Source organism: Lactobacillus pasteurii DSM 23907 = CRBIP 24.76, assembly GCF_000297025.1.
GTDB classification, from domain to species: Bacteria; Bacillota; Bacilli; order Lactobacillales; family Lactobacillaceae; genus Lactobacillus; species Lactobacillus pasteurii.
In genome coordinates, this window is sequence record NZ_CAKD01000010.1 from 101819 (window position 1) to 111330 (window position 9512).

Below are 9512 nucleotides of genomic sequence, written 5' to 3' on the forward strand. Positions count from 1 at the left end.
TAAAATAACACTATCTTAGAATTTAGTTACTTTTTACAACGGAAAGAATTATGGATATAGCAAAAAATCGAGTTTTATCAGAATTGACAGACTTACCCGATCCAATAACTACAAGCCAATTGGCTGAAAAATTGAACCTCTCGCGGTCAGTTGTTAGCCATTACTTAAATGAACTCTTGCTTGAAAAGAAGGTTGTTAAACAAGACGGTCGGCCAGTTCTATGGTCGGTTCAAGCAGCAGCTAGCAAAAAAGCGTCAGCAAGGCTAACTGACTTTGTTGGGGTGCATGGCTCACTCAAAAAGACAGTTGAACAAGTTAAAGCTGCAGTCGTATATCCGCCTAACGGATTGAATATTTTGATCACTGGCCACTCTGGGGTGGGGAAGTCATATTTAGCTAGCAAAATTGGCGAATGTGCCAAAAAAGAAGGCATTATTGCTAAAGATGCTCCTTATATTGTTTTGAACTGTGCAGATTATGCCAACAACCCAGAATTAGTCTCGAGCATGCTTTTTGGCTATGTTAAAGGTGCTTATACTGGCGCTGATGAAGAAAAAGATGGCCTATTGCAGCAAGCTGATCATGGATATTTGTTTTTGGATGAAGTGCATCGCTTGAGCAGCGAAAATCAAGAAAAATTATTCAGCTTTATTGATAGTGGGCAATTTTTCAAAATGGGAGATAATTCAACTCCTCATAAGGCCCAAGTTCGGCTAATCATGGCGACAACAGAAGATCCGGAAAAGGTTCTGTTGACGACTTTTCTAAGAAGAATTCCGATTAGAATTAAGTTGCCAGACTATGCCAAAAGGCCACTTGATGAGCGGCTAGATATCTTGCGCCTGCTCTTTTATCGTGAAGCTAAAACAATGCAGCGTAAGTTAGAGATCGAGCCTAATTTATTGGCAGCTCTGTTGCAGGTAGACAATCCAGGAAATATTGGTTATTTGAAAAATGCCATCCGGGTTGCCTGTGCTTCGGCTTATCGCGAGCAAGTTGAACAGGAAACAATCGTTTTGAAATTGGGCCATTTGCCAATTCCTTTAAGGACTAATACAGAAAACTATGGCTCATTGATGATAGATTATCAGGTTTTGCCAAAGTTGAAAGCAACTAGTCAACTAGACAGCAAGTTTGATCAAATTAAAGCAGACTTGCAAGCTTTGACTGAGGATTTTAGCAGCAGCTCGATGAAGCAAGTTAAGCTGGATCTTTTGTCGCTTGATCAGCAAGAAGCTAAGCAAGAGCTAAATGATAATTTGCATAGTCTGCATCAAAAGCTCTACCAAAAGATTATCGAAGAGAAGTTTGGCCTATCCCAAGCGCATTATTTAGAAGAGGTTTTGTATTTGTTCTATGCTAGCAATTTCGCTATTGCTGATGATCAGCTTGAACAATTGCAACCATTAGTAAGTCGCAAGCTGCCACGAACTTACCATGTGGCTTCGACCTTTTATCAAGAATTAGTCAAAAAAGATCAGCGCGACTACCGTATTTTGATGCTCGTGTTGACTCTTTTATTGAGCGATCATGTTGATGAAAATATCAAGCTAAGAGCCTTGATGGTGGCTCACGGCAAGGGATCAGCTACTAGTATTCAAAGCGTGGTCAACACTTTGTGTGGCAACTATATTTTTGATGCGATTGATATGCCAATTGACGCCGGAGTAGATAAGATTATCGCTGAGGCCAATAAGCTGATCGATAGCTTTAATACGACTAATGGTTTTGTCTTGATGGTTGATATGGGCTCGCTTAGTCAGCTTTATTCGACGATCAAGGATCATCTTGATGGAGATTTGCTGGTTGTTAACAATATTACTACGCTAACTGCTTTAGATATTGCGCTTAAGATGCAGGCAAATACCGACTTTAAGAATATTGCAGAAAAGGCCGACGACTACCGAATCAATGTTCAATACTATGAAGGCTTTTCTCAATCGCCTAATATCTTGGTTTCTTGTATTTCGGGAATTGGTATTTCAGAGAAGGTCAAGGAGATCATCCAGCCAATTTTGCCAAATAAGATCAAGGTTATCCCTTTAGATTACGCAACTCTTAAGGAAAAAATCCGCAGCCAGGAATGGAACTATTTTTCTAATACTTTGTTTGTTTTGACAACGATGGATATTAGCGATGAAGTAAGTTTCAGACATTTGAATCTCTATGATCTGCTGGATGCCTCAGGCGAAAAGCAGTTGCGCAAGTGGCTAGGTGTATATTTGAGCGAGGATCAGATCAACTATTTCTTCCAGAAACTATTGCAGTTCTTCTCTAAAGAAGGAATTTCCGAGCGTTTGGCCTTCTTGAATCCAGATGTGATCTTAAATGAAGTGGAAGCTATCAACAGCAAGTACGAGAATTTTTACCATTTGAAACTAGATGGTAAAGTTAAACTCAATCTCTACATGCACATTGCGCTAATGATTGAACGTTTGATGCTTCAAAGAACGGCTGATATTAAGGTAGAAGTTAGCGGTAAGCAGGAAGAGCAGTTCTTCATGATAACTCACAGCATTTTTCAACCAATTGAAATGAAATACAATATCAAGCTATCAGATTATGAAATTTCACTTTTGTATGAATTGTTTAAACAGTTCATCGATTAGTGTTTAAAAAGTAAATTTAGAAGTGTTTAAGTTTTAAACACTTCTTTTTTTATCCTTTAGAATCGGGATTTGACCAACTTGGCACAATTTTTGCTAATAAGTAAGTGAATAGCAAAAAAGGAAGGAGCAAGAGAATGAAAGATATATTGATTGCTAGTCATGGACATATGGCTTCTGGTATTCAAAGCTCAATCGAGATTTTAACTGGAATGGGCGATAGTATCAAAGTGATCGATGCTTACGTTGATCAAACTGATTATGTACCAAAGATCAATGAATTCATTAAAGAAGCAAAGCGTCCAGCTGTAATCTTTACTGATCTCTTGGGAGGGAGCGTTAACCAAAAGGTTACACTAGCAGCTGCTAAGGAAAAGGATATTTTTATAGTAACGCAAACGAATTTAGCAGTGATTATGTCAGTTTTGCTTGATGGTGAGGAATTAACCAAGGAGCATTTACAAGAATTGATTGCTCAAAGTCAGGTTCAACTTGTAGAACTTGAAAGTTCATCTGAAGATGATCAAGATGATTTTTTTGATTAGTTTTTAAATGGAGGAATAAACATGATTGCACAACTAAGAGTCGATGATCGTTTGATTCACGGTCAAGTTGCTTTGGTTTGGACTAAGGAATTGGATACGCCAGGTATCGTCGTTGCTAATGACAATGCTGCTGAAAATGAGATGGTACAAATGACTTTGAAGATGGCAACGCCAACTGGCAAGAAGTTGTTGATCAGAAGCGTTGACGACGCAATCAAGGTCTTCAACAACCCTAAGGCCGGCAATATGAGAATTTTCGCTTTGACTAACTGTGTAGCTGATGCCTTGAAGATCGCTAAGAATGTTAAGGACATTGACGGAATCAATGTCGCAAACGTTGGTCGTTTCACTAAGGATGCCGACAATGCTACGCAAATTTCTTCAACCTTGATGTTGTCTGACGATGAACTTGCAGCTTTGAAGGAATTGGTTGAATTGGATGTTCCAGTATTCCATCAAGTTGTTCCAAGCAATGCTAAGACTTCAATTGCTTCAATGTTGAAGAATATCTAGGTCAAAAAATTTTGGAGGAATAATTATGTTATTAACTGCTTTTCTTGCAGCCCTATGTGTATTTATCTGCTTCGGTGGTAACTGGCTCTGGGGTCAAACAATGATCGAACGACCACTTGTGGTTGGTATGATCGCAGGTATCGTCTTCGGCGATATTAGAACTGGTGTTTTAATCGGTGCTTCTTTGGAAGCAATCTTTATGGGAGCTGTTGATATTGGTGGGGCCTTGTCTGCAGAACCTGTTACTGCCACTGTTTTGGCAACTACTTTTGCCATTACTTTAGGCGTTAACACTAAGGCAGCTTTAGCCTTGGCTGTGCCAATCGGCGTTTTCGGTGCTTTTATCTCAATGTTCTTAAAGAACGTGGTTATGAACGTCTTTGCGCCATTAGTTGATAAGGCGGCTGAAAAGAATGATCCTAAGATGTTGACTAGACTGCACTTTGGAATGTGGGTTGCCAACTACTTCACTTTCTCACTAGTAACATTCTTTGCCGTACTTGCAGGTGCTAAGCCAGTTCAACACTTGGTAAGCCAAATTCCTGCTAACTTGATGGCTGGTTTAGCTGCTACTGGTGGTCTTCTTCCAGCTGTTGGTTTCGCTATCTTGATGAGAATGCTTTGGAGCAAGGAATTATCTCCATACTACTTCTTAGGTTTCATCTTGGCAGCTTACTGCGAACTTCCATCTGTAGCCGTTGCTGCAATTGGTATCATTATTGTCTTCATCCAATGGATGCGCGATAAGCAACTTATGGATATTGAAAACAAGCAAAAAGAATTGGCTGTTTCCGGCGTAAAGACTACTAGCGCTGCTTCAACATCAGCTGAACAAGAAGAGGAGGATTTCTTCGCATGATGAAAGTAACACAAAACGTTTCACCTGAAGACAAAAAGGTAATCAACCGTATTTTCTGGCGTTCATTTACAGTTTTTGCAAGTAGAGCAGGTGCCACTAAGACCCATGCTCCTGGTTTCATGTACTCAGTAATGCCAGCCTTTGATGAATACTACAAGAATGACCCTGAAGGTCACCGTAAGGCAATGATGCGTCACACTACTTGGTACAACATTACTCAAAACGTTGGTACATTCGTAATGGGTTTGGTTGCTTCAATGGAAAAGAAGGCTGCACAAGATCCAGAATTCGATCCTGAATCAATCGTTGCCATCAAGACTTCTTTGATGGGACCTTTGTCCGGTATCGGTGACTCGATCTTCTGGGGTGTTATCAGAGTTATTGCTGCTGGTATTGGTATCAGTTTAGCAAGCCAAGGCTCAATTTTAGGACCTATCTTGTTCTTGCTTATTTACAATATTCCTGCTATTTTAACTAGATATTACCTAACTTACATGGGATTCACTGTTGGTGATACTTTTATTCAAGACATGTACAAGTCAGGTTCAATGAAATTGTTGAACAAGGCAGCTTCAACTTTAGGTTTGATGATGATTGGCTGCATGACCGCTACAATGGTTAAGTTCCAATCTAAGTTGAGTATTCCAATTTCTGGTGGTAAGCCAATTATGTTGCAACAATACCTTGACCAACTTTGGAAGGGACTAGTACCACTATTAGTAACCTTAGGCTGCTACTGGTTATTGTCTAAGAAAGTCAACGTTAACTGGATTTTGCTTGGCGTATTAGTTCTTTCAATCGTTTTAGGTTTGGTTGGTGTTGTCTAGATGATACAAGCAGTGACCCTTCCGGAAATAACTATTCGGCTGGTCATAGCTGTTATTATTGCAACTTGCATTGGGTTCGATCGCGAACATAAGAATCGCCCAGCCGGCATCAAAACGCACGTCTTGGTCTGCGTCGGCTCTTGCATCATTGCCTTGATTCAAAAGAAGATTGGCTACGATGCCCTGCAGCTGGCTTTGACTCAGCCGAAATTGGCTGGCATCATCCGTGCAGATGAGGCGAGACTAATCGCTCAGGTTATTTCTGGTATTGGATTTTTAGGTGCAGGAACAATCTTGGTTCAGCACCGAACAGTATTAGGTTTGACAACGGCGGCTTCACTATGGGCCGTTGCAGGAATGGGATTGGCAATCGGCATGGGAGATTACGAAATCGGAATCGCAGGTGCGGTTATTGTTTTGATCGTGTTAGTTTTTTCAAAGAAATTGATCCGTATTCATCCAATGAAAAAACTAGAGATTCAGTATCGGCACAAACTCGAAACCAAAGAATTTCTTCAACAATATTTTGAAGATAAAAATATTACAATTACTAATGTTAACTTCAAGGTGACTCAATCAGCTAATGGGGCGCTTTATGAAAATATCTATGATATTGAAGTTCCCCGCTCGATAAATTATGCGGACATTATTGAGGATATTTCGATGAATAAGAATATCGTTCGCATTCAGATGGTAAGTATTTAGGAAGGAAGCAGTCGATGTCACAAAATCAGCAATTAGCATTAAAGCCACAAGCTAAATTAGTGACGCGACTCTTCTTGTCCAATCGCTTAAAGCAAGATTTACATATTCTATCGCTTGGCAGCAATGATCTAGCGCTATTTATCAAGGATTATGCTGAAACCAATCCATTCGTTAGTGTCACTTATCCCAAACAAAACCATAATTTAGATTGGATTGGCGACAGTCAAGAGAGCTTGATCGATCACTTGCTTATGCAACTGGCAGAAATGTCTTTAACCCCAAAACAGACAGCAGTTGTTAAGTACTTGATTCTAAACTTAGATCATGACGGCTATTTTAGATCCCCTTTAGCAGAATTAGCTAGTCAGACGACTTTTGCTCCAGTAGATTTGGAAAATGGACTCGAAATTTTGCATACTTTTGATCCAATTGGTATCGCAGCTAGAGACTTAAATGAATGTCTTTTATTGCAAGCCCAAGCACTTCCCACTTTCAACTCGGTTGCATTAGCGATTTTGAATAACCAGCAATTAGAACTTTTAGCTGATCCAGCTGTCTGGAAGAGTTTTCCTTGGTCGGAAATAGAACTTGAGCAGGCTTTAGCGGCCATTCAAAAGCTCAAGCCGATTCCGGCTAATGGATACTTACTAAACAACAATGCTACTCAATTTTTAATTCCTGATTTAATTTTCACAATTATGGATGGTCAAATATCGATCTCCAAGACCGATATTTTTGCTCCGGAACTTGTCTTTGATGATAATGAATATTCTGCTTTAGCTCAACAGGCTAGCGATCAAGAGAAACATTATTTTCTTGATCAAAAAACATCCTACCAACAAATAGCCAAGTCCATTGAGCGCAGAACTGGTACTTTGCTTGCTGTGGCAAAGCTGCTAGCCAAAAGGCAGAAACAATTTCTGTTAACTTCCAAGAAATCAGAGCTTAAGCAAATCGGATTAAAAGAACTAGCCCAGGAACTTGACTTGTCTCCCTCTACAATTAGTCGAGCAATCAAGGATAAATACTTTGAATGCCGCGGTCAAGTTTTTGCATTGAAAATCCTGCTAGTTAAAGGAATCTCTGGCTACACACAAGAGAAGATCCAAACCTTGCTTAGGGAGTTCATCGACCATGAAAATAAACTTTCCCCATTGAGTGATGATGAACTGGTGATGGAATTTAGAAAAATAGGGATTGATTTATCTAGACGAGTAATTGCTAAATATCGCAAGCGGTTGAATATTGGCAATTCGTATGCAAGAAAGATTGATCAGAATTAAAAAGCAAATAGTAAGGAAAAATCAAGCTGTCATAATGATGGCTTGATTTTTATATTAGTATAGAGCTATGTATTTTTTGTAAATCTGATCTATAATAACTTTGATTAGTTGTTTGGGAGAGTAAAAATTTGGCTATTAATCGTATATTTGTTAATAATGTCATTAATTTTATTTTTGACGAAAAAATATTCTAAAAATAGATTCTTTGAGCTTTTAAAGCAATACCGTCATCTTTGTAGGTGCAATCTATTTAGCCATTGATAGAAAATAGAGCTTAATTTGTACCCTTTTTGAATCCTTCAGGATTTGAAAAGGGTATTTTTATCCCCATTCTTGCCATGCCAATGTAATTATTTAAAAGGTATAATATTTATAAGTAATAACAAGAAACGGGATGATCGAAAATGAAATTTTTTACTGAAAAGTTAACAACCCCAGAAAATAAAGAAGTTAAGTTGAATGCTTATATTTTGGATAATTTCGAAGAATTTGACGCTGGCAGAAAGCGTCCGGCAGTAATTATTTGCCCTGGTGGTGCTTACCGGATGCGGTCTGATCGCGAAGCTGAACCGGTGGCAATTAGAATGCTTGGTCTAGGGATGCAGGCGTTTATAGTTGAATATAGCGTTGCGCCAGCTCGCTTTCCGCAAGCTTTAATAGAATTAGCAACTGGAGTTAAATATGTCCGCGATCATGCTGAAGAATTGCATGTCGATCCTGAACAGATTTGCGTTGCGGGCTTTTCTGCAGGTGGACATTTAGCCGGCAGTTTGGGCGTTTTCTGGAATTCGGATTTGCTTAAAGAACATTTCAACGCTGAAGACATTAAGCCTAACGCTTTGATGCTCGGCTATAGCGTACTTTCAAGTGGTAAGTATGCCCACCAAGGCTCTTTTGAAAATCTGTTAGGTGAAAAAATGGTCGATCAGGAACTTTTAGACAAATTCGACTTAATTAAGCAGGTAAATGCTGATGTTCCAGCAACTTTCTTATGGCATACGGCAGCTGACGCCTCTGTTCCTTGCCAAAATAGTCTGCTCTTTGCTCAGGCCTTGAGCGATCAAGAGATTCCTTTTGAACTCCATATTTTCCCTTATGGTAGACACGGACTAGGTCTAGCCAATCTAGAAAGCAACTATGATAAGGCGGAAAAGGTAATTCCAGAAGTTCAGGTTTGGCCAGAGATGTTTGCTAGATGGATTAAGCAAATTTTTGCTTAGGATGAATCATAGAATGTAGGTAGTAAAAATGAAACGTAAAAAAATCGGAATAGCTGTTTTATTGATGGTGCTTAGCTTGACGTTGTCAGGTTGTGCCTGGTTTTCTGATGTAACGCTTGATATTCGCTCTAACATCACGGGTTTGCCATTTACCATTTCAACTTATGATTATGATGGTCAAAAGATTGATCAGATCAAGGCATCTTCGGTTAAGATTTCGACTTATAAGCCAATGTCAAAGGTGGATTCTAACCGCAATGAGCAATCTAATGTAATTGATGTGGAGTATGGCAACCACCAAATGATTCACGTAGGTTCGTCTTTGATTGCCAATGAAGGTTTGACCAATTACCAAGATAAATTCAACCAAAAGGTAAATATCAAGAATCTAAATCCTAGCGTGCCAATGCTGTCAGAGATTTATAACAATTTCAAAAACAATTGGGTCGGCAAGTCGAGAGTGATCATGATTAGATCACAAGCAGGCAAGCCAATCGCTGTCTTTGTTGGCAACCGAGTTAGGGTCACAGGCACGGATATGAAATCAACGACTAAGATCAATGTGGATGGTCGGCGCTTGTTTATCTACCGTTGCGACTACAGTATTTATGACTTGAGTACGGTTGAGAAGATGTGATTGGCTGCAATTCTAAATATTTGCTACCAATACAAAATCACTTTATAATGAAATTATAAGCGGATAATTTTGCTAGAAAAGTTAAGATTGTCTATGAACCTGGGGCTTCAATATCTTTGAATAAGGTACCTGAAACTTGAAAGCACCAAAATCAAGCTCAAGCCCTGTCACTATTGAGCTTTTCTAGACGTAATTAGTTTTTATATGATCTGTTTCAGTGCATTTTGAATGAATCGCGACAGTTGGTTAATAAAGTCATTGATTGCTTCATCTATCTTTTCAAAACTATTCTGTTTAAGCTCTTTTAATTCTGAAAT

The 9512-nt window shown here is 39.1% G+C and carries 9 protein-coding genes; all 9 read left to right on the forward strand.

Annotation, left to right across the window (positions count from 1 at the left end; genetic code table 11):
• The first annotated feature begins 50 nt into the window (after positions 1–50).
• The 9 genes from BN53_RS02445 (at position 51) to BN53_RS02485 (ending at position 9195) form a co-directional block, all read left to right on the forward strand.
• Complete coding sequence (locus BN53_RS02445) at positions 51–2609, forward strand: sigma 54-interacting transcriptional regulator (protein WP_009559319.1); 2559 nt, start codon at positions 51–53, stop codon at positions 2607–2609.
• A gap of 134 nt (positions 2610–2743) precedes the next feature.
• Positions 2744–3151 carry a PTS sugar transporter subunit IIA gene (locus BN53_RS02450; protein ID WP_009559320.1) on the forward strand — a complete coding sequence of 136 codons (408 nt, stop codon included), beginning with the start codon at positions 2744–2746 and terminating at the stop codon, positions 3149–3151.
• Positions 3152–3172: 21 nt separating this feature from the next.
• Positions 3173–3664 (forward strand): PTS sugar transporter subunit IIB, encoded by a 492-nt coding sequence (locus BN53_RS02455; RefSeq protein ID WP_009559321.1) that lies wholly within the window; start codon positions 3173–3175, stop codon positions 3662–3664.
• 25 nt (positions 3665–3689) lie between these two features.
• Positions 3690–4523, forward strand: a complete 834-nt coding sequence (locus BN53_RS02460) for a PTS mannose/fructose/sorbose/N-acetylgalactosamine transporter subunit IIC (protein ID WP_009559322.1) — start codon at positions 3690–3692, stop codon at positions 4521–4523.
• A complete protein-coding gene (locus BN53_RS02465; RefSeq protein WP_009559323.1) occupies positions 4523–5350 on the forward strand; it encodes a PTS system mannose/fructose/sorbose family transporter subunit IID in 828 nt (275 codons plus the stop codon). The genes BN53_RS02460 and BN53_RS02465 overlap by 1 nt, the downstream gene beginning before the upstream one ends.
• Entirely contained in the window at positions 5351–6055 is a 705-nt protein-coding gene (locus tag BN53_RS02470; protein ID WP_009559324.1) for an MgtC/SapB family protein, read from the forward strand.
• Between the two features lie 14 nt (positions 6056–6069).
• Positions 6070–7338: an RNA polymerase factor sigma-54 gene (gene rpoN / locus BN53_RS02475; RefSeq protein ID WP_009559325.1), complete on the forward strand. Its 1269-nt coding sequence runs from the start codon at positions 6070–6072 to the stop codon at positions 7336–7338.
• 404 nt (positions 7339–7742) lie between these two features.
• The gene (locus BN53_RS02480) at positions 7743–8558 is read left to right on the forward strand and encodes an alpha/beta hydrolase (protein ID WP_009559326.1); all 816 of its coding nucleotides are present in this window, start codon (positions 7743–7745) and stop codon (positions 8556–8558) included.
• Positions 8559–8586: 28 nt separating this feature from the next.
• Positions 8587–9195, forward strand: a complete 609-nt coding sequence (locus BN53_RS02485) for a DUF5052 family protein (RefSeq protein WP_009559327.1) — start codon at positions 8587–8589, stop codon at positions 9193–9195.
• The last annotated feature ends 317 nt before the right edge of the window (positions 9196–9512 follow it).

What these genes read in the sequence shown, in the direction of transcription:
- BN53_RS02480 (WP_009559326.1), top strand. Translation starts at nt 7,743, where the DNA reads ATGAAATTTTTTACTGAAAAGTTAACAACCCCAGAAAATAAAGAAGTT.
- BN53_RS02450 (WP_009559320.1), top strand. Translation starts at nt 2,744, where the DNA reads ATGAAAGATATATTGATTGCTAGTCATGGACATATGGCTTCTGGTATT.
- BN53_RS02460 (WP_009559322.1), top strand. Translation starts at nt 3,690, where the DNA reads ATGTTATTAACTGCTTTTCTTGCAGCCCTATGTGTATTTATCTGCTTC.
- BN53_RS02485 (WP_009559327.1), top strand. Translation starts at nt 8,587, where the DNA reads ATGAAACGTAAAAAAATCGGAATAGCTGTTTTATTGATGGTGCTTAGC.
- BN53_RS02465 (WP_009559323.1), top strand. Translation starts at nt 4,523, where the DNA reads ATGAAAGTAACACAAAACGTTTCACCTGAAGACAAAAAGGTAATCAAC.
- BN53_RS02470 (WP_009559324.1), top strand. Translation starts at nt 5,351, where the DNA reads ATGATACAAGCAGTGACCCTTCCGGAAATAACTATTCGGCTGGTCATA.
- rpoN (WP_009559325.1), top strand. Translation starts at nt 6,070, where the DNA reads ATGTCACAAAATCAGCAATTAGCATTAAAGCCACAAGCTAAATTAGTG.
- BN53_RS02445 (WP_009559319.1), top strand. Translation starts at nt 51, where the DNA reads ATGGATATAGCAAAAAATCGAGTTTTATCAGAATTGACAGACTTACCC.
- BN53_RS02455 (WP_009559321.1), top strand. Translation starts at nt 3,173, where the DNA reads ATGATTGCACAACTAAGAGTCGATGATCGTTTGATTCACGGTCAAGTT.